This is a genomic window from Lachnoanaerobaculum gingivalis, assembly GCF_003862475.1.
GTDB lineage: Bacteria > Bacillota > Clostridia > Lachnospirales > Lachnospiraceae > Lachnoanaerobaculum > Lachnoanaerobaculum gingivalis.
Map to the genome: position 1 here is coordinate 356,646 of NZ_RRCO01000001.1, position 19,105 is coordinate 375,750.

At 36.8% G+C, this 19,105-nt stretch carries 19 protein-coding genes; 4 read left to right on the top strand and 15 right to left on the bottom strand.

What is annotated here, in order from left to right; all coding sequences use genetic code 11:
• The first annotated feature begins 15 nt into the window (after positions 1–15).
• Complete coding sequence (locus EHV10_RS14670) at positions 16–249, top strand: hypothetical protein (RefSeq protein WP_207667113.1); 234 nt, start codon at positions 16–18, stop codon at positions 247–249.
• Between the two features lie 42 nt (positions 250–291).
• Positions 292–471, top strand: coding sequence for a hypothetical protein (locus tag EHV10_RS14675; RefSeq protein ID WP_207667114.1), 180 nt, complete (start codon positions 292–294; stop codon positions 469–471).
• Positions 472–623: 152 nt separating this feature from the next.
• Here EHV10_RS14675 and guaA read toward each other — a convergent pair whose 3' ends face one another.
• Both guaA and EHV10_RS01705 read right to left on the bottom strand, forming a co-directional pair.
• Complete coding sequence (gene guaA, locus EHV10_RS01700) at positions 624–2,177, bottom strand: glutamine-hydrolyzing GMP synthase (protein ID WP_128673135.1); 1,554 nt, start codon at positions 2,175–2,177, stop codon at positions 624–626.
• Between the two features lie 98 nt (positions 2,178–2,275).
• Positions 2,276–3,289 carry a hypothetical protein gene (locus EHV10_RS01705; protein WP_128673136.1) on the bottom strand — a complete coding sequence of 338 codons (1,014 nt, stop codon included), beginning with the start codon at positions 3,287–3,289 and terminating at the stop codon, positions 2,276–2,278.
• Positions 3,290–3,607: 318 nt separating this feature from the next.
• On the opposite strand from EHV10_RS01705, the gene glmS reads away from it, so the two are divergent.
• The gene (gene glmS / locus EHV10_RS01710; RefSeq protein WP_128673137.1) at positions 3,608–5,449 is read left to right on the top strand and encodes a glutamine--fructose-6-phosphate transaminase (isomerizing); all 1,842 of its coding nucleotides are present in this window, start codon (positions 3,608–3,610) and stop codon (positions 5,447–5,449) included.
• Between the two features lie 71 nt (positions 5,450–5,520).
• On the opposite strand, the gene rpsI is transcribed toward glmS, so the two are convergent.
• The 7 genes from rpsI to EHV10_RS01745 form a co-directional block, all read right to left on the bottom strand.
• Positions 5,521–5,913 carry a 30S ribosomal protein S9 gene (gene rpsI / locus EHV10_RS01715; RefSeq protein ID WP_007590784.1) on the bottom strand — a complete coding sequence of 131 codons (393 nt, stop codon included), beginning with the start codon at positions 5,911–5,913 and terminating at the stop codon, positions 5,521–5,523.
• A gap of 23 nt (positions 5,914–5,936) precedes the next feature.
• Entirely contained in the window at positions 5,937–6,371 is a 435-nt protein-coding gene (gene rplM, locus EHV10_RS01720; RefSeq protein WP_007590782.1) for a 50S ribosomal protein L13, read from the bottom strand.
• A gap of 172 nt (positions 6,372–6,543) precedes the next feature.
• The gene (locus tag EHV10_RS01725) at positions 6,544–7,068 is read right to left on the bottom strand and encodes an adenine phosphoribosyltransferase (protein WP_128673138.1); all 525 of its coding nucleotides are present in this window, start codon (positions 7,066–7,068) and stop codon (positions 6,544–6,546) included.
• 61 nt (positions 7,069–7,129) lie between these two features.
• Complete coding sequence (glyA, locus tag EHV10_RS01730) at positions 7,130–8,377, bottom strand: serine hydroxymethyltransferase (RefSeq protein ID WP_128673139.1); 1,248 nt, start codon at positions 8,375–8,377, stop codon at positions 7,130–7,132.
• A 79-nt stretch (positions 8,378–8,456) separates the two neighbouring features.
• Positions 8,457–10,178, bottom strand: coding sequence for a single-stranded-DNA-specific exonuclease RecJ (gene recJ / locus EHV10_RS01735; protein ID WP_128673140.1), 1,722 nt, complete (start codon positions 10,176–10,178; stop codon positions 8,457–8,459).
• Between the two features lie 31 nt (positions 10,179–10,209).
• Entirely contained in the window at positions 10,210–10,488 is a 279-nt protein-coding gene (locus tag EHV10_RS01740; protein ID WP_128673141.1) for a barstar family protein, read from the bottom strand.
• Between the two features lie 10 nt (positions 10,489–10,498).
• Positions 10,499–11,125 (bottom strand): ribonuclease domain-containing protein, encoded by a 627-nt coding sequence (locus tag EHV10_RS01745; RefSeq protein ID WP_128673142.1) that lies wholly within the window; start codon positions 11,123–11,125, stop codon positions 10,499–10,501.
• 144 nt (positions 11,126–11,269) lie between these two features.
• On the opposite strand from EHV10_RS01745, the gene EHV10_RS01750 reads away from it, so the two are divergent.
• On the top strand, positions 11,270–12,100 hold the full coding sequence (locus tag EHV10_RS01750) for an MBL fold metallo-hydrolase (RefSeq protein WP_128673143.1): 831 nt from the start codon (positions 11,270–11,272) through the stop codon (positions 12,098–12,100).
• Positions 12,101–12,142: 42 nt separating this feature from the next.
• Here the strand turns inward: EHV10_RS01750 and brnQ are convergent, their stop codons facing one another.
• From brnQ to EHV10_RS01780, 6 genes are all read right to left on the bottom strand, one after another.
• On the bottom strand, positions 12,143–13,459 hold the full coding sequence (gene brnQ, locus EHV10_RS01755; RefSeq protein ID WP_128673144.1) for a branched-chain amino acid transport system II carrier protein: 1,317 nt from the start codon (positions 13,457–13,459) through the stop codon (positions 12,143–12,145).
• Complete coding sequence (locus EHV10_RS01760; RefSeq protein WP_128673145.1) at positions 13,456–13,908, bottom strand: YhcH/YjgK/YiaL family protein; 453 nt, start codon at positions 13,906–13,908, stop codon at positions 13,456–13,458. Before EHV10_RS01760 ends, brnQ begins: the two co-directional genes overlap by 4 nt.
• A 12-nt stretch (positions 13,909–13,920) precedes the next feature.
• Positions 13,921–15,216 (bottom strand): DUF4026 domain-containing protein, encoded by a 1,296-nt coding sequence (locus EHV10_RS01765; protein WP_128673146.1) that lies wholly within the window; start codon positions 15,214–15,216, stop codon positions 13,921–13,923.
• Entirely contained in the window at positions 15,216–16,724 is a 1,509-nt protein-coding gene (locus EHV10_RS01770) for a tetratricopeptide repeat protein (protein WP_128673147.1), read from the bottom strand. The genes EHV10_RS01765 and EHV10_RS01770 overlap by 1 nt, the downstream gene beginning before the upstream one ends.
• 213 nt (positions 16,725–16,937) lie before the next feature.
• Complete coding sequence (locus EHV10_RS01775) at positions 16,938–18,329, bottom strand: GntP family permease (RefSeq protein WP_128673148.1); 1,392 nt, start codon at positions 18,327–18,329, stop codon at positions 16,938–16,940.
• 228 nt (positions 18,330–18,557) lie between these two features.
• Positions 18,558–18,998, bottom strand: coding sequence for an RbsD/FucU family protein (locus tag EHV10_RS01780; protein WP_128673149.1), 441 nt, complete (start codon positions 18,996–18,998; stop codon positions 18,558–18,560).
• Between the last annotated feature and the right edge of the window lie 107 nt (positions 18,999–19,105).

The following is a 19,105-nucleotide window of genomic DNA, read 5'->3' on the forward strand; positions in this document are numbered from 1 at the left end:
AATGGCGGATTATTAATGGCTTCAGCAGTATATTTAATCTCATCACTCTTTGGGATACTATTAAATCTTTCAGGTAACTATCTGATATCTATTTTATGTACAGTTTCCCTGGCATTATTCTTAGCTTTCAAGCTTGATGAATTCATTGCTAAAGTTTCTTGGCTTAATGAAAATATTGTTGCTACAGTGCTTATAATCGTTTCAATACTTTGTATTGTTAAGGATTTCTTTATTATCAAGCCTAAATAAGTTACCAATAATACCATCACAAATGATTCTATAAAAGCCGGTATGTCTTTATATGAAACCAACCCTAACAAAGCTATGCGAGATAGTATAAAATTCGACTCTCAATCAGTATTTAATCTTTCAAATATGCTTGAAGAGCAATGGGGCCGTAAACCCACTTATGAAGAAATTATGGACTATATAGACCATTTAGTTATTCCGGAAGATGAAGAATATCAATAATGTATTTAAGGATTATAGATACATGTACTATATTATTAAACTATCAATATATTAAAATATTTCGCTATCTTTCCTGTACTCATTTTGTACTCAAACCACATACAAAAACGCCACAAACCCTTGTATTTAAAGGATTTGTGGCGTTATTTTATTTATTCCAGCTCAATAGTTCCTGGTGGCTTGCTAGTGATATCATAGAGTACCCTGTTTACATGGTCTACCTCATTGATAATCCTGTTGGTCACCTTTTCAAGTACTTCCCATGGAAGTCTCGCAGCCTCTGCCGTCATAAAGTCTATTGTCTTTACTGCACGAAGTGCTATAGCATAGTCATAAGTTCTGTAATCTCCCATTACTCCTACGCTTCTCATATTTGTGAGAGCTGCAAAGTATTGATTGATTTCCTGTGAAAGTCCTGCTTTATCTATCTCCTCACGGTATATAGCATCGGCATCCTGAACTATCTTTACCTTTTCAGCTGTAACTTCACCGATAATTCTGATTCCAAGGCCCGGGCCCGGGAATGGCTGACGGAATACAAGATGCTTTGGAATACCAAGCTCAAGTCCCGCCTTTCTTACCTCATCCTTGAAAAGATCTCTAAGAGGCTCTATGATTTCCTTGAAATCAACATAGTCAGGGAGTCCTCCTACATTGTGATGTGACTTGATTACTACACTCTCACCACCAAGTCCCGACTCTACTACATCAGGATAAATAGTTCCCTGTACAAGGAAATCTACCTTACCGATTTTCTTAGCTTCTTCCTCAAATACTCTGATGAATTCTTCACCTATTATCTTACGCTTTTTTTCAGGCTCGCTTACACCTGCAAGTTTTGAGTAGAATCTGTCTGCCGCATTTACTCTGATAAAGTTCAGCTTATAGTTGCCGTTCGGTCCGAATACAGCCTCAACCTCATCACCTTCATTTTTTCTGAGAAGTCCATGGTCAACAAATACACAGGTAAGATTTTCACCTACCGCCTTGCTGAGCATTACTGCTGCAACTGATGAGTCAACACCACCTGAAAGTGCACAAAGCACCTTACCGTTGCCTACCTTTTCTTTAATTGCCTTTATACTGTTTTCTACAAAGGCATCCATCTTCCAGTTACATTCACATTTGCAGACATTTTTTATAAAGTTTCCAAGCATTACATGTCCATACTCTGAATGCAAAACTTCAGGGTGGAACTGTATTCCGTAGAGATTCTTTGCTGCATTCTCATATGAGGCTACAGGACAGTCATCACTATGTGATGTAATCTCAAATCCTTCACCAAGTTTACTTATATAGTCTGTATGGCTCATCCACACAATGCTTTCCTTCGGCACATTCTCAAACACTGCACTGTCAGCCTTATCCACTGTCAATTTGATTTTACCATACTCTCTTACACTTGCTCTTTCTACCTTTCCACCAAGTAGATGCTGCATAAGCTGTGCACCGTAGCATAGTCCAAGTACAGGAACTCCAAGTTCAAAAAGCTCTTTTGAATATGTGGCTGAATCAGGCAGATAGCAACTGTCCGGTCCTCCTGTAAGTATGATTCCCTTCGGATTTTTCTTCTTGATCTCTTCTAAGGGGGTTTTATATGAATAGATCTCACAATATACATTGTTCTCTCTTACTCTTCTTGCAACTAACTGGTTGTACTGGCCTCCAAAGTCCAAAACAATTATAAGTTCCTGCTTTAATTCCATCTGTATCTCCTATACTTGATAAATTAATTTGTACATACAATAATATATCCTAAATAGAAAAAAAACGCAAATATTCTATTGTTCTTAAACGTATAATTTTACTTTTCAGGTTTGTCCTTAGCAACGCTTGTTGAAACTATAAAATTTCTCATACTTTTATTTTCATCAATTCGTATATAAGCATAATACTCATTCCAGAATATAGAATCACTGTTGGTACGCCATGATATCCCATATACAGAGTCTGTAGGCTCCAATTCATTCGGTATTAGCCAAAGTTTCTTTTTAAAAATGTTTTTTACATTATCTGTATCAAAAGTATCTAACAGATTCAGATCTTCAAGTTTAATATCTATACCGGTATTTTTCACTGCACTCTCACAGTCTTCATCCATATAGAAATTCACGACCTTGGCATCCTTTATATCCACATCTTTATCAAGACTTCCATACAAATCTATTGCACCTATAAGTGTATCATCTTTTGCCAATAAATATGGTGCTCCCCTTAGAGTCTCTCCGGTACTTCTATATCCCTTCTCCACAGCAATATCCTGATTTCCGTCATACTTAGTGTAAGAACCGCTTGTCAGCATTTCACTGTACTCATATGTATTCTCGTCATTCATGATATATATGTCAAAGCCTTTATCTAAAAGGTCTTCAACACTTGTCTTACTAATTGTTACCTTCATACTTCCTACAGTAATTACAGGCGGCTTCACCGGTAAACCTATAAGAATATATCCGAAGCATAAAAAAACAAACAACAATGATAATACTGCAAGAGAAAATATAAAATTATATGTACGCCTTCTTGCATTAAAAAAAGCTCTCACAGGTATTGCTATGATCATTCCTCCAAGAGCAGCAGCCCCTGATCCCATAACGCTCATTAACTTCAACACTATCAGTACAGTGATAACTATACTTAGAATATAGAAAAATATCTCACCGATTTTCATTTTACTTGTATCGGTTTGATTATTTGCCGCTCCACGCATACCGTATACTGAACTTTTCTTCAGCATAGTTCTAATCCAAAGTGCTATAGCAGTAAAGCAAACACCTAAGAATACCATTAATCCTATAAATAATAATCTGGCGCTCATACTTACCCCTCCTATTTACGTATTTGCATATGATTATTCTACCATATTTTATATAAAATTTTTTAATTTTTGCAAAAAAGCATTCCAAATTTCTTTTTCATATGTTATCATAACACAAATTTTTCTTTACTGAGGAATAAGGGAAAATTAGCGCCAGGGCTTCGGGAATTCACCTAGCTGACGAGGTAAACAGTTATCGAAAGATTCGGCGGATGCTGTTTCGGAGTAGTGCATCGTAAGAGAAAGAAAAAAAGCGAAATCAAGATCGTAACAAAAGCTTTCTTCGCACAATAAACAATTAAATAGGAGAAAAATACGATGTGCGGTATTGTTGGTTTTGTAGGGCAGGGGAATACGAAGGATATTCTACTGTCCGGTCTTTCGCGTCTTGAATACAGAGGCTATGATTCTGCCGGAATAGCCCTATATTCTCATCCTTTTACTATAGTAAAATCTGTAGGTAAATTGGAGGAATTGAAAAAAAAGGTTGTTGCTTCCAAAGAATGTGAGTTTCCCTGCTCTATGGGAATCGGTCACACACGTTGGGCAACTCATGGTAAGGCTGATGAAAAGAATTCTCATCCACACTTATCTATGAATAAAGAAGTAGTACTGGTTCATAACGGTATTATTGAAAACTTTGCGGATTTAAAGAACTTTTTACAAGAAAAAGGGTACAATTTCTACTCGGAAACTGATACCGAGGTTGCTGTAAACCTGATTGAATATTTTTACTTGAAAGAAAAGAATATTTTAAAGACTCTCTTCTTAGTGCAAAAAGAGTTGAAAGGTTCTTACGCCTTTGCAATTATGTTCAAAGGTGATGCAAATACTCTTTATGCAATGAGAAAGGACAGTCCTTTGATTGTAGGAAAAGGGGACAATTCTTTTTATATTGCCTCTGATATTTCCGCATTTTTGGACTATACAAATGAAATATATGCCTTGGAAAACAAGGAGATTTTAACACTTTCTGAAAATGAAATACATATTTATAACAAAAATAAGGAAGAGGTAAAACGCTCTTACGGTATATCCGACCTTGATCAAAGCCGAATTCATAAAGGAGAATATCTGCATTTTATGGAGAAGGAAATCTTTGAGCAACCACAGGCTGTAAAAGATACTCTGCTTTATGCCTGCAATCAGGACAATGATGACTTTTCCTATGAAGCCTTCTCTATGAGTGAAAGTGATTTTCAAGATATTTCAAGAGTCAGAATAATTGCATGCGGATCTGCATACCATGTAGGCTATGTATTAAAGTCAGTTTGTGAAAGTCTGGCAAGAGTTCCGGTACAGGTGGAGCTTGCAAGTGAGTTTCGCTACAATCATCCGATTTTAGAAGATGGCGAACTGGTTATCAGCATAAGCCAGTCAGGAGAAACTGCGGATACTTTAGCTGCCCTAAAAGAAGCAAAGAAATTGGGGGCAAAAACTCTTTCCATTGTAAATGTCAAGGGATCTGCAATTGCAGTGGAATCCGACTTTGTCTTTTATACACAGGCAGGACCTGAAATCGCAGTCGCCACTACAAAGGCTTACAGCTGTCAGCTTGTTGCAGGTTATATTTTCTCCCTGCTTTTAGCTAAAGCAAAGGGGAAAATTAAAGATGAAGAAGCTTGTATCCTCAGAGATGAACTTTTCCTTCTACCCGGTAAGATTCAACAATGTCTTTCCCTAGATGATGAAATCCTACCTATGGCAAAGAATCTGAAGGACTCTGACAATATTTTCTTCCTTGGAAGAGGCCTTGACTGGGCCATCTCCATGGAAGGAGCTTTGAAGCTTAAGGAAATCAGCTATATTCACTGTGAAAGCTACAGCAGCGGTGAGCTGAAGCATGGTACAATAAGTCTGATAGAAAAAGACAGTCCTGTAATCGCTCTTTTTTCTCAGGAGGAACTCGCCGGAAAAAGTATTTCAAATATTCACGAGGTAAAAAGTCGTGGGGCAAAATGCTTTTCTCTCACAATGGAAAATATTTCTATAGATGAGGATGACTTTGTACAAAATCTTAGTGTACCAAGTACCAATCCTCTCTTTGCCGGAAGCCTTTTAGTAGTTCCACTGCAGTTTCTATCCTATCAGGTCAGCGTCTTAAAGGGCTTAGATCCAGATAAACCAAGAAATCTGGCAAAGTCTGTTACGGTAGAATAAATAAAATTAGTTTTATTAAGACACAAAAAACTCCGGAACATCGTTCCGGAGTGTAATATTGCAATATATAATTATCTCTTTGAGAACTGTGGTGCTCTTCTTGCTGATTTAAGACCGTATTTCTTACGCTCTTTCATTCTTGGATCTCTTGTAAGGAATCCTGCCTTCTTTAAAGTTGGTCTATACTCCTCATCTGCGTGAAGAAGTGCTCTTGAAATACCATGTCTGATAGCTCCGGCCTGGCCTGTGAAACCACCACCGCAAACATTTACAAGTACATCAAACTTATTTACATTGTCTGTAGCCACTAAAGGCTGACGAACAACAACCTTCAATGTCTCAAGACCAAAATACTCATCAATATCTCTTTTATTTATTGTTATCTTACCTGTTCCAGGTACAAGATATACTCTGGCGATAGAACTTTTTCTTCTACCTGTTCCGTAAAACTTATCGTTAGTCATACCATTCTCCTTCTTAAAGATTATTAGCCTTTAATTTCCAATACTACCGGCTTCTGTGCCTGATGTCCATGAGTCTCGCCTGCATAAACATGAAGCTTTCTGTACATATCTCTACCAAGTGGTCCCTTTGGAAGCATGCCCTTGATGGCAAGCTCTACTACTCTCTCAGGCTTCTTTGCAAGAAGTTCACGAAGAGTTGTCTCTCTCATACCGCCAACATACTCTGAATGGTTGTAATAAATCTTCTGATCTAACTTTTTACCTGTAACCTTTACCTCAGCAGCATTGATTACGATAACATAGTCTCCACAATCAACATGTGGTGTAAATTCCGGTTTGTTCTTTCCTCTTAATACACTTGCAACTTCTGAAGCAAGTCGTCCCAATGTAGCTCCCTTTGCATCGACAACATACCATTTTCTGTCGATCTTATCCGGATTAGCCATAAAAGTTTTCATTGACTGACCTCCATTAATCTTTTAACTTCGCTTTATATGGATAAATGCTCTCCGGGGCATTGGAATAAGCATTAATCTCTAATGTCACAATTAATAATTATACTTAATCGTAGCTTAAATGTCAATATCATTTATGTCATTTATTTTTATTTTTTTATTTTTTTTGGCTTTTTTATTTCCCCTCATACTTTATCAGGCTGGCAATATTGTATTTTGAAAGCTTTTCTCTTCCCTTAAGACCTTCAAGCTCCATTACAAATACAATCTTTACAATCTCGCCGCCAAGGCTTTCAACAAGCTTTGTGATGGCCTCAATTGTACCTCCTGTAGCGATTAAATCATCGATTATAACTACTTTGTCGCCCGGCTTTATAGCATCCTTATGAATTTCTATTGTAGCCTTGCCGTATTCCAGATCGTAATCCATACTTACGGTCTCACATGGAAGCTTGCCTTTTTTTCTTACAGGGATAAAAGCTTTATGCTCTGCATAAGCCACAGGTACACCGAAGATGAAGCCTCTTGATTCAGGTCCTAAGATAAGGTCATAATTAAGGCCTTTAAGTTCGGCTCTTAAGCCGTCTATACTGAGAACAAGTCCATCAGGGTCCTGTAATATAGTGGTAACATCTCTAAAGATGATTCCCGGCTCAGGAAAATCAGGTATACTTCTTACATAGTCCTTTAATTCTTTCATAATACACACCAAATCGGCCCAAAATATTTATTGGGCCGGCCTTTCTGAAATATTTACAATATTATTTATAGATAGGATACTTATCCATAAGCTTTGTAACTTCAGCTCTTATCGCGTCTGCCTTTGTATCAAACTCAAATGCGGCCATTTTGATAAGTCTTGCTATAGTCTTCATATCCTCTTCCACAAGTCCTCTGCTTGTTACGGCAGGAGTACCTATTCTTACTCCACTTGTTGTAAAAGGACTCTCAGGATCGTTTGGAACAGTATTCTTATTCAAAGTAATATATACTTCATCACATTTATTTTGAAGTTCCTTTCCGGTAACTCCTGTGCCTCTAAGGTCAAGCAACATCAAATGATTGTCTGTGCCTCCTGTAAGGATATTAAATCCCTCAGCTATCAAAGCATCCGCCAATGCCTTGGCATTCTTTACTATCTGCTCCTGATATGTCTTAAACTCAGGCTTTAAAGCCTCACCGAAGCATACTGCCTTTGATGCTATTACATGCTCAAGCGGACCGCCCTGTATTCCCGGGAATACAGCCTTATTAAAGTTGAACTTCTCAGCAGCTTCCTTGTTTGCCAAAATAAGTCCACCTCTCGGTCCTCTGAGTGTCTTATGTGTTGTTGTAGTTACAACATCCGCAATTCCGATAGGTGAAGGATGAAGTCCGGCAGCTACAAGTCCGGCAATGTGCGCCATATCAACCATCAGATATGCGCCCACCTTATCGGCAACTTCTCTGAATCTCTTAAAGTCGATAGTTCTTGCATATGCACTTGCACCTGCTATTATCATTTTAGGCTTACACTCAACGGCAATCCTTTCAAGCTCATCATAATCTATAAAGCCTTCATCATTTACACCGTACGGAACTATATTAAAGTATTTTCCTGAGAAATTTACTGCTGAACCATGTGTTAAATGTCCTCCATGGTTTAGATTCATTCCAAGAACCGTATCTCCTGCCTCAAGCATTGCAAGGAATACAGCCATATTTGCCTGTGCACCTGAATGAGGCTGAACATTTGCATAATCACAACCGAATAATTTCTTTGCTCTTTCGATTGCAATACTTTCTACAATATCTACATCTTCACAACCGCCGTAATATCTCTTTCCCGGATATCCTTCGGCATATTTATTTGTAAGGACTGTTCCCATTGCCATCATTACAGCTTCGGATACAATGTTTTCTGATGCAATAAGCTCAAGATTTCTTCTCTGTCTGTTTGCCTCTTTTTCTACTGCAACGCCAACCTCAGGGTCAAGTTCCTTTAAAAAGTTCATCACTTCATTAACCATATCTTTATCTCCTAACTACAACCATATTGCTGTTGTCTATGAAAGTATACAATAAATCAAATCTCTTTGCTATATGTTTTTACCTATAATTACTTATAACTATCTGCAGACTTTCTCTTCCGTTGTACTCATTAATATCCGGATAATATATAATATCTATCTCTTTTCTTTCCTTTATGTCTTCAAAGAACTCTTCACCGTCACCGAAATAGATTCCCTCCACTACAGTCCCGTCTGTGTCTTCCAAAAGCATCTTTACAACATTTTTGTTCTTTCCAAGTACCTTTTTTGAAAGTATCTTTATATCTTTTCTTGCAAACTTAGGTTTTTCATTCTTATTTCCAAAAGGCTCCAGTTTTTCAAGTTCTCTCACGAAATCAAGATTCAAATATGAAAACGGAAGCGCAATATCTATCCAAACCTTTTGCACAAAATCCTCTCCACAAAGTTTTGAATTCATATTAAGCCTGTTTCTAAACTCATCAAGCCTGTTTTTTTCAAGACTCATTCCGGCAGCCATATGATGTCCGCCAAATTTTACAAATACATCTTTGACTTCATACAGTGCTTCAAACATGTTGTAGCTTTCTATAGACCTGCCGGATCCCTTTATCATGTCTTCCTCACCGAAGGCTTCCGTAAGTATAATAGTCGGTTTTCCAAGAGCTTCTCTTACTCTTCCGGCTATTATTCCGGCTATTGATTCATGACAATCATCTAAATGTATTACAAGAATATCATCATCCTTATATTCATTTTCTGCAATCTCTATAGCTCTTTTTACATTCTTTAATGTAAGGTCTTTTCGCTCATCATTTAATTCCTTTAGATGCTCGGCATATTCATCAGCTTCTTCTTTACTTTCAGCCATAAACATATTAAGTGCAATAAGAGCATTTTCAAGCCTTCCTCCGGCATTTAGGCATGGTCCGAGTACAAATCCGATACTGTATGCACTGAGTTTTTTACCCTCCATACCTGTAGCCTTTATAAGAGCCTGAAGTCCAAGATTATTTGTATTCATCAGGCTTTTCAGCCCGTTTTTTACCAATATCCTGTTTTCATCAATTAAAGGCATTACATCTCCGACAGTAGCTATAGCCGCTACTTCCAAGAGATCTTTAAGTTCCGGATCATCATAAATCTTTTTTCCGTTGTTTCGCTTCTCATAAATATATTCCATAAGCTTATATGCCACCAGACCTCCGCATATACTCTTAAAAGGATATTCACAATCACTTCTTTTCGGATTTATTACTACATTTGCAACAGGTAAAAGATCCCTTTCATTCTCCTGATACACCTCATGATGATCGGTAATAATCACCTTAATTCCAAGTTTTCTTGCAAGCTCCATCTGAGAATGTGCAGCAATACCGTTATCACAGGTTATTATCATATCTACGCCATCACTTGCCGCATCTTTTATTATATTATCATTGATTCCGTAACCGTCCTTTATACGGTCCGGTATCCTCACATCTACATTTGCTCCGAAATATTTTAATGCTTTTACCAAAATATAAGACGAACATACTCCGTCTATATCATAGTCGCCTACTACTCTGATCTTCTTTCCGGCATTTATTTCTTCCGTTATGATATCATAAGCTTCATTTATACCGGTCAGGTATTTCGGATCATGCATCAGGCTCATATCATTTTGAAGGAATATAGGAAAATCTTCTTCCTTTATATCTCTGTTTATTATAATCCTTGCCAATACCGGTGAAATATTAAAACGGGCTGATATTTTTTCAAACTCAGCCCGCTTTGTATAAAGCATCCACTTTGACTCCATCTATTCTCCAATCTAAAATTTCAAAACGAACTTACAATTGCTTTTTCTTATTTACCTTTGTCTTTATTATAGCCAAATGCGTATTTGCGGTCACTGCATCACTGAACACTTCAAGCACGGCTCTTTGCATATCATTTTCAGCATCATATCTTATATCTATAGCTGTATCCGAGCTTATATCAGTCAAACAATCATAAAGTGCGTCAAGATTTCCCCCGTAATAATCAGGAAATTTCATTTTCTTTTTCAAATAATTATGTATCTCATTTTTATCGCTGAATTTATCTAATTTCAAAGTTATGTTATTCATTTAATTTTCCCTAATATATTTGTTCAAAAGTATTGTAGTGATCCTCTGTGTAGAATACCAATCCGTCATTTGAATAAACAAGCCTTTTGGCACCTCTGTATCCACCGTCATAATCAATATCACATTCAAAATATCTTCTTCCGTTTGCTCTTGGCAGTGCACCCTCATAATTTCCGAATGCACTTCCTCCTATGCTCATTCCCGGCAGTATATCTGAGAGATTTCCCTTTGAAGGATCCCATCCCATATCCTGTGCCTCTTTTTTTGTAATATAGTTTACCGGAAGTTTTCCATAAGTATGAATGTATAGTGCAACTTCTTCCTTGGAAGTATAATTTCCGTTTTCTTCTACCTGTACTTCTTTTTCCGTTGCGCTTTCTTGAAGCGTTTCTTCTTCAGACTCTGTAATCGTGGTAGTTTCTTCTTCGCTCGTCGAATATTTACTTTGATTTTTTCCGTCTTTGACGCTTTCCGTTTTGGAACTTTCTATCTTAGCGCTTTCTGTTTTCGCACTCTCTTTCTTTGCTTCCTGCCTTGTGCATGCACCCAGAGCAAACATTAAGCCAAGTATTATTATCGGAAGCCACCAAAGCAGTTTTTTCAGCAAACTTCCACCGTCTTTTTTCTTTTTTGTCATTTCTCTCTTACCTCACATTTTTATAATTATACGTAATGAGATAGGTCTTAGCAACCAAAAATTATATTAAGTTTGACCTCGGGTATTATGTTTTGTATAATAGTATTTGAAACAACTAAAAATAAATTTAAGGTATGGTTATTTATGAAAATACATATATTACAAACTGGAGAAGTGATGGTAGCTCCTTCTCTCGCATATAATGGAAATACCGGCTTCAATCCGCAGACACATGGTTTATTACTTAAAAGTGAAGCTAGAGTAAATATTCCGGTACTTTCATTCCTTATACAAACAGGTAACAAAAATATTCTGGTAGATACAGGTATAAGAAAGGATCTGGAATCGGAAGAGCCTCTCAGTCTTGATAAGCAATTAAAAGCTATAAAGGCGCCTCTAACCTTTGCTTCCACACATTTCCATTTAAAAAAAGATTCATCCCTTTTGTCAAGACTTGAGGAGATTAATATTTCACCACAGGATATTGACTATGTGCTTCTTACACATCTTGATTTTGAGAATGTCAGCGGTGTTGCAGATATTTCTTCTGAAACCAAAGTTCTTGTTTCAAGAGATGAAGCAAAAGCTGCTGTGAAAAACCCTTTAAGGTATTCAAGGAGCTGGTGGAAGGATGCAAACATTTCTGTTTTTGACTGGAACGGCAAGGAAGGTCCTTTTGAAAAGTCTTTGGATCTCTTAGGTGACGGATCCATTATACTTATGAAGCTTTACGGGCATTCTGCCGGAATGTTTGGAGTAAAGGTTACATCTGAAAACAACAAATTTACTTTATTATACTCCGATGCGGGATATGGAGAACTTGCATGGAAAGAGCTTGCTCCTCCTGCTGTCACAGTTGATAAAGAAGCAACCATGCGTTCCCTTGAATGGGTGAGAATGGAATCCCTTGATAAGAACTGTGCTTACAGTCTTGCATCACATGAAGCAACATCTATGAAAGTTTTAAGATTCTAAAAAAATGAGCTGTTATAAGGTCTCCCCTATAACAGCTTATTTTTATATTTCAAAGCTATCGCCCTTTATTTTATCTTTCATTAAAAGTGATAATACTATTCCAAGAACCGCAATATTCATCCAGAAAAATCCGGAATCTCCTCCTATGAACAGAGTCATAACAGAGTTTATTGACTTAACTTTTAAAACACTGCCCATTACTTCTATTCCGGAAAAAACAGTTGTTAAAATCACTGCAATTGCCATTCCGGACTTTGAAAGTCTTACAAATTTATTTAAGATAATTATTGCAACTATAACTATTGTAATAGGATATAAAATTCTAAGTACAGGCACCGATATCTTAATTATAGTATTCAGTCCGAAGTTTGACATAGCAAAGCCTATAAGAGTAAATATGTTCACATATGTTTTATATTTAAATTTTGGAAATGTTTCCACAAAATACTCGGAAACTACTACTATAAGACCTGCAGTAGTCGTAAAGCAGGTAAGTATAGTCATTGCACCCAAGAACACCTGTCCGAAGCTGCCAAAGAGCTCATATGAGCTTTTTGACAAAATATAAGTTCCTATATTTATGTCAGGATCTGCCAATACATCTGCAGGTATACTGAATTTATTTCCCAATGCTCCAAGACCTATATAAAGTGTACTGAAGAATATAGCTGTTACTATACCCACTACCGTCATTATCTTTATATATTCCTTCTTTGAAGAAAATCCGAAGGTCTTTATGCTTGAAGTGGCAATCAGACAAAAACTTACGGCAGCCAGCGCATCCAAAGTATTATATCCTTCCAAAAAACCCGTCTTAAGAGCCGACATTGCAGTACTCATTTCACCCTGATTTAGCACATGGAAATTCATATTTCCAATCACTATAAGAATAACTATAAGCATTGCAAACATAGGTGTAAGTATCTTGCCGACTCTATCCATCAGCTTTGACGGATTAATGGCTATAAGGTATGCAAACAAGAAATAAATTGCACTGAATATAAATAGCGGCAATCTTCCGTTGCCGGTCACAGGTGCAATTCCTATGGAAAATGAAGTTCCTGCAGTTCTCGGTATTGCAAAGAAAGGTCCTATGGCAAGATATAGCATTGTCAAATATGATGTAGCAAATTTAGGATCCACCTTTATGCTGATTTCATTTTTATATCCGCCTTTTACCATAGTTCCAAGAACCAAGGTAATTATTGCAATGCCTACACCTGATAATACAAAACCAAGTATTGCCGGATAGAAATTCTCTCCTGCTCTAAACCCGAGTTCTGCCGGAAAAATAAGATTTCCCGCTCCGAAAAATATACCGAAAAGCAAAAGCCCGATTAAAAAACCCTTTTTTATCATACTCTTACTTTTACAACCACCTTTTTGGCAGCTGCAGTAACAGTAAGTGCACATCCGGGCATATGTGCGTCTTCCGGTGCTACTACTATAAAGTCTCCCGGATAGAGTATAACATGTCCATATACCTCAGGTTTTTCATATAGTACTATATCATTTTCAGGTCTTGACTCACTTACAATTAAACCTTCTCTGTTACACACTCCGAAGAACTCAACACCCTCCACAAGACATTGAATATCAAAGAATTTATCATGTGCTTCAAATTTCTTTTCTTCAACGGGTAATGTATTGTACTCATGTACATTTGCAAACACATCATCACCCATTATTTCATACTTCCCCGGCTCCAAAGCCTTTAAATCATTGTTTCTTAACCAGTCATATGCGGCCAAAAACTTTTCATTTAAATAATTGTATTTTTCAGCAAGCTTTATGTTTGTAAAAAACATACCCCCACCCCCTTATAATAAATATGCAGTATTCGGATCTATACTCATTTCATCTGTATAAATAATCCAATCTGTTACATCATTGACGGTATATTCACCCTCATCGCCCTCTTTCATGGAGGCAACTCTATACGGGGCCTGTGTGAGCACCGCCTTAAATCCCTCCTCTGTAAACTCTATAAGTTCAAACCAGATGTGCTCAAGATTTTCATAATCAGGCTTTCCATCCTCACCGTCTGTAGGCAATCCGACCTTTATCAATGCTCTGTAGCTTGGATTCTCCAAAATTGCATTTCTCAAAAGTTCGTATCTGTCTCTTGCCATAAACTTCATATGATCAGTCTGCTCATTTGTATAATAATAGAGCGGATTTTCAATAAGTTTATCCTCTACCTCTGAAGGCTTTGTATATTTACCGTTATTTGCATCCTCCTCCGACAAAAACAGGAAAATAACCTGACTGTTTGTATTATGACTGTCAACTCTGTCTGCAGGACCTCCAAGTATATTTGAAGGATACTTTTCAATAGCAACATTCCAAGGAAGTGGTGCCACAACTATCTCATTTCCGTCTATAAACTCTCCTAGGAAAATGTAATCTTCTATAGCCTCATTTTGATACAGTACTCTGCAAGCAACGGTATTTAACAAATAATAAACATCATTTGCATTGTCCTGACTTACATCTAAAAGTTCAAACTCTGAAAAGCCTGTTCTGCAAATACCATGTGTATGAAGCCAAACTTTCTTTGTTTCATCATCAAATACCGCCTGTACTGTAAATAAACTTTCAGCATTAGGTGTAACACTTGACTCTGCCGCAAGCTTTACCCATCTTCCACTTAAAAGCCTCTCTGCACTTTCATCAACTACAGCGAGTGCATCAGGGAAAAACGCCATTATAAGCTTCAACTGCAAATGATATGAATCAAAATAATTTTTATTAAAATTCATATGAATAACAAATGAAGTGTCCTTTTCCTGTATTTCTAAAAAGTCTTCATCATGAATCTTTTGGTTCTGCAAAGAATACAAGCTTTCCAATGTGAATTCCTCAAAATAAAATCCTACACCATACTCTTCACCCTTGTATTCCAATGTAAGATTACCTGAACCGTCATCTCTTTCGTTAAACTCTGTAAGTTTTACACCTTCAATTGCTTCTATTCTTTCTCTTGCACCGTCAATATTCTCATCATCTACAAGATTTGAAAGTACATGCATATAGGAGTTCTCCTCCCATGCAGCCATAGGTTGTACCTGTGGTATCTCTACTTCATTTTGCTTTTTCTTAAAAAAATTAAACATTATTCCTCCACAAAAGTTATTATTTTTGATATTTTCCTAAAAGTTTTATAGCCTGCAAAAGGTATTTTGTTCTTTTCAAAGAAATCACATGCTGTATTCATTATAAGCATAAAACTTCCAAATATTAAAAAATCAAGATATCCGTATTTTTTGCCGGTTGCACCTTCAAGGAATGCGATATCATGTTCTCTGTTTTTTTCTCTCAACCTCTTCATGATATATTCAATAAGTTGATTCCTTAAGTTCATTATTTCAAACTCATATTCAAGCATATCATCTGAGTATTTTTTTTGGTCAATACTGAAGCAGAAAAATCCGGCCGCAACTCCGTTTCTGTATAACTCATCCATTATCGGCATTTTATCAAACAGATTTGAGGACATATACTCACTTATAAGAGAAGGTAAACAGGTGGTTCCTGTATATATATCCTCTCTTATCTCATCCTCTGCTACAGAAGGCAACTGATATCCCGAATACATTTTCAAATAATCTTTTGCCTTTATTCCAAGTCTTGCCCCCTTACTCTCAGCACATGCTCTAAGTCCTCTGTAGTCAACACATTCTTTTAAAAATTCTTCTCTGCTTTTAAACTTAAGCACTATTTCACATGTCTCATCATTTGGAGAATCAAAGTCCTCTATATCGGCAAAGTCGAATTCAAAGTCATTTGCCATCAAATCTATTTCACCGAATATATCAATAAAGAGCTTTTCAAACACCTCCAAAGGCATATCAAATTCATCCGCATATATCACTATCTGCCTGTCGTCACTGACAAAAAATCTAAGTCCTGTTATATCATACTCTCTGTCATTAAAAAAAGATGTACTCGGAATATCCGATTTCGGTGATATACCTATTTTTATATCAACAAGCTCTCTTAAGTCTTTCGGCATCCTATCCAGTATATATTGAAGCATGAAAATATCGGATTTATCATCACCTGCCTCAAGTTCCATTGCTCTATCCCCTATTATATGAGCATCGGTTTTTTGGGATATTTCCTTAATACCGTTTGCAATGACGGACAAAGCATTTGAATGAAAATCTTTATCAAGTTTATTGTACTTATTTATATCTTTACTTACATCTTCCCACATTGAACTTACTCTGTCTGACATTTTTATTCTTAAATCCGATTCCGACAGCATATCGGCACAGGAAGTCATCATTTCTATAGTATCACTGTCTCCCGGCTTTGAATCCAAAGCTTTTTTGAAGTAGTGTAGGGCAAGTCCGTCTTCATCCAAATAATAGTATGAATATGCCAACCTGAAATAATACTTATGATTTCCTCTGAAGTACTCCTCATGAGGCTTTAAAAGTTCAAGTGCCTGCGCAAACAACTTATATTCCCCCGGCTCTCCAAGGTTGTTATAAGCTCTTGCAAGTTCCGAATCCATCTCAGGTGTTCTGGCATTCTCAGGCAATATCTCAAGTGCATCAACCACACTCTCATACTCACCGTCATCATTCCAGGTTTTACATTGTTCAAGTAATTCCATGTTATTTTCCTATAAAATTTATATTTTATCTTACCGAACTTATATCGGTAAACTTAGGAATCCATCCTTAAAACGCCTTAAGCGCAATCAATATAAATATACCATATATAAAAATTACTGTCAGCAGATTTCATAATATAATATTTTTCAATAAAAATAAGGCACAAATCTTACAGAAATAAAATTTGTGCCTCTTAATAAAAGTCTGTTTAATTAATGTAAAAATAAGCTGAGAAGCATTATTTCAACAATACCTGCAATACCTAAAAGTAATGTACACACTGTCTGTGTCTTATATCCCTTTTCAGGTGACATTGCACCGAAGTTTGTAACAACCCAGAAATATGAGTCATTAGCATGTGAAACTGTCATTGCACCTGCACCGATTGCCATAGTTACAAGTGTAGCACTCATAGGACTTGCAAATCCAAGAGCCGGCAACAGTGGGGCAACAATACCTGCAGTAGTTGTAAGAGCTACTGTAGATGAACCCTGTGCACTCTTTAAAATAGCGGATAATAAGAACGGGAAAAGCATACCCATTGTGCTGAGAACCACTGCATGATCCTTTATAAAGTTAACCATATCAGATGATGCTATAACCTTACCAAGTACACCACCTGCCGCAGTCACGAACAATATAGGTCCTACAGTCTTTAATGTCTCATTTGTAATGCTGTAGAAGTCCTTCATCTTGCCTGCACCTTGAAGCTGTAATACGCCGAAAACTGTACCAACTGCAAGAGCTATAATAGGTGTTCCGAGGAACTTTAAAACATCCGCACCTGTACCGCTCATCTTCATCATTGCAACTATTGATGCAATAGCCATAAGTAATACAGGAACTAAAATAGGTGCTAAAGACAGCCATCCGCTTGGAAGCTTTCCATATTCTGCCACAAGCTCTTCATATGTCTTTGTAACTTCACCTGAGTCAGCCTCATCATCAGCCTTTACTCTCTTTCCGATGAATTTAGCATAGAATAAACCTGCTAAAAGAGGGAATATAGAACATACTGCACCCATACCCATTACAAGTAAGAGGTTATCACCGATACCGAGTGTAGAAGCTGCCGCTATAGGTCCCGGTGTAGGCGGTATAAATACATGTGAAATGTAAAGACCTGCAGAAAGTCCTACTGTCATAGCTACAGATGACTGAGCGGTTCTCTTTACTAAAGCTTTTCTAATAGGGTTTAAGATAACAAATCCTGAATCACAGAATACAGGAATTGAAACTACCCAACCCATAAGCTCTACTGCCAAAACAGGATTGTTTCTTCCAACCAGCTTTATAACCATATCTGCCAGTTTAAAAGCCGCACCTGTTTTCTCCAAAATTGTTCCGATCAGAGCACCAAGTATGATAACAATACCTATACTTGAAAAAGTACCTGCAAATCCTGCTCCGATAACACTTGCAAGACCTTGTATCTTTGTTCCGTCTTCCAATGTCTTATCTACAAGCGGTATTCCTGCTACAAGTCCCAAAATAAGTGATATACACATAATCGATATAAACGGATGTACACCAAACTTTGAGATGGCAACTATCATCACGATAACCGCCAAAATAAACACGAATATAAGTGGTAAACCTGTCATATAAATCCTCCTTGTCTAGACATATGGGTATAAAATCACTTAATAATTATTAATATTTATCCCCTACTCCACTTAATAATATTGTAAACTTATTATATCATAATATCTAATAAATGCAATTCTAACAACAAATTTTATATAAAGAATAATTTTTTAACAATTGTTTTCTAATAAAAACGCCAAGCAACAAGACTTGACGTTTTTATTAGTGATATCGGTATTTTATTTTCACATTACTCCCTTTTGGAGTATTATACAGCCATATGGCTGTCTTTCACTTGTACATACAGTGACAAATGCCCTTCCAGCTTTTTCATAAAACTTTGTTCTCTCAATAGTTCCTACAGCATCTTTATACCCATATTTTTTTGCCACAGCTTTTATATCTTCCCATACTTTATTATTGTCCATAACAACACCGGAATCAGCATCAGGAACCATATATTCAACAGGATGAACGGCATAGTCCGTATCTATAGGCAACAGCTGTAGTATCGCCTCCAACATCTCGGCTGCACTGTTGCCTTTTGCCTGTATACTTATCGCATTTGGACTTTTACTGTAAGGAGGGTAAAAATCATCTGCAATTACCATCAGATCTCCATGCCCCATATCTGCCATTGCTTTCAACAAATCAGATCCTATTCTTTCAGGAATACCCTTTAACATAATTTTTCTCCTTTTAAATTAATACGACTCTGTCCCATATAAATACGATAATATCATTTAATGTCTTTTTGTATATAGGCATATTCACTATTCTTTAGCATAATAAT

Excerpts from the sequence above, each read along its gene's own strand:
- glyA (WP_128673139.1), bottom strand. The coding sequence starts at position 8,377 with ATGGTTAATGAAGTGATGAACTTTTTAAAGGAACTTGACCCTGAGGTT.
- EHV10_RS01770 (WP_128673147.1), bottom strand. The coding sequence starts at position 16,724 with ATGGAATTACTTGAACAATGTAAAACCTGGAATGATGACGGTGAGTAT.
- EHV10_RS01780 (WP_128673149.1), bottom strand. The coding sequence starts at position 18,998 with ATGTTAAAGGGTATTCCTGAAAGAATAGGATCTGATTTGTTGAAAGCA.
- EHV10_RS01725 (WP_128673138.1), bottom strand. The coding sequence starts at position 7,068 with ATGAAAGAATTAAAGGACTATGTAAGAAGTATACCTGATTTTCCTGAG.
- EHV10_RS01750 (WP_128673143.1), top strand. The coding sequence starts at position 11,270 with ATGAAAATACATATATTACAAACTGGAGAAGTGATGGTAGCTCCTTCT.
- EHV10_RS01765 (WP_128673146.1), bottom strand. The coding sequence starts at position 15,216 with ATGTTTAATTTTTTTAAGAAAAAGCAAAATGAAGTAGAGATACCACAG.
- EHV10_RS14675 (WP_207667114.1), top strand. The coding sequence starts at position 292 with ATGTCTTTATATGAAACCAACCCTAACAAAGCTATGCGAGATAGTATA.
- rpsI (WP_007590784.1), bottom strand. The coding sequence starts at position 5,913 with ATGACTAACGATAAGTTTTACGGAACAGGTAGAAGAAAAAGTTCTATC.
- brnQ (WP_128673144.1), bottom strand. The coding sequence starts at position 13,459 with ATGATAAAAAAGGGTTTTTTAATCGGGCTTTTGCTTTTCGGTATATTT.
- EHV10_RS01775 (WP_128673148.1), bottom strand. The coding sequence starts at position 18,329 with ATGACAGGTTTACCACTTATATTCGTGTTTATTTTGGCGGTTATCGTG.
- EHV10_RS01705 (WP_128673136.1), bottom strand. The coding sequence starts at position 3,289 with ATGAGCGCCAGATTATTATTTATAGGATTAATGGTATTCTTAGGTGTT.
- EHV10_RS01745 (WP_128673142.1), bottom strand. The coding sequence starts at position 11,125 with ATGACAAAAAAGAAAAAAGACGGTGGAAGTTTGCTGAAAAAACTGCTT.
- EHV10_RS14670 (WP_207667113.1), top strand. The coding sequence starts at position 16 with ATGGCTTCAGCAGTATATTTAATCTCATCACTCTTTGGGATACTATTA.
- recJ (WP_128673140.1), bottom strand. The coding sequence starts at position 10,178 with ATGGAGTCAAAGTGGATGCTTTATACAAAGCGGGCTGAGTTTGAAAAA.
- EHV10_RS01760 (WP_128673145.1), bottom strand. The coding sequence starts at position 13,908 with ATGTTTTTTACAAACATAAAGCTTGCTGAAAAATACAATTATTTAAAT.
- glmS (WP_128673137.1), top strand. The coding sequence starts at position 3,608 with ATGTGCGGTATTGTTGGTTTTGTAGGGCAGGGGAATACGAAGGATATT.
- EHV10_RS01740 (WP_128673141.1), bottom strand. The coding sequence starts at position 10,488 with ATGAATAACATAACTTTGAAATTAGATAAATTCAGCGATAAAAATGAG.
- rplM (WP_007590782.1), bottom strand. The coding sequence starts at position 6,371 with ATGAAAACTTTTATGGCTAATCCGGATAAGATCGACAGAAAATGGTAT.
- guaA (WP_128673135.1), bottom strand. The coding sequence starts at position 2,177 with ATGGAATTAAAGCAGGAACTTATAATTGTTTTGGACTTTGGAGGCCAG.